The organism is Lactobacillus rodentium, from assembly GCF_003423665.1.
GTDB classification, from domain to species: Bacteria; Bacillota; Bacilli; order Lactobacillales; family Lactobacillaceae; genus Lactobacillus; species Lactobacillus rodentium.
The window spans coordinates 911-1,278 of the sequence record NZ_BFBY01000024.1 but is presented as its reverse complement, the minus strand read 5'-3'; the positions used below and the strand labels follow the sequence as shown (position 1 = coordinate 1,278).

The following is a 368-nucleotide window of genomic DNA, read 5'->3' as shown; positions in this document are numbered from 1 at the left end:
CCAAATAATTCTGCTATCTCCTTAAGTACTATATCGTAGTCCTACAACCCCAACTGGCAAGCCAGCTGGTTTGGGCTCTTTCCGTTTCGCTCGCCGCTACTTGGGAAATCGATTTTTCTTTCTCTTCCTGCAGCTACTTAGATGTTTCAGTTCACTGCGTCTTCCTTTAACTACCTTAACAGTAATTAATAATACGTCTTCACGTATTGGGTTCCCCCATTCGGATATCTCCGGATCACTGCGTACTTACCGCTCCCCGAAGCCTTTCGTGGTTAGTCACGTCCTTCATCGGCTTCTAGTGCCAAGGCATTCACCATGCGCCCTTTTCTACTTGACCTATTTCAAGTCTTTTCTTTAGAGTTTTCTCT

1 rRNA gene (cut by a window edge) is annotated in these 368 nt (G+C 45.1%); it reads right to left on the bottom strand.

Annotation, left to right across the window (positions count from 1 at the left end):
* A 23S ribosomal RNA gene (locus LrDSM24759_RS07575) occupies positions 1-337 on the bottom strand (its annotated part extends 731 nt beyond the left edge of the window); the annotation flags it as partial.
* Positions 338-368: the final 31 nt, after the last annotated feature.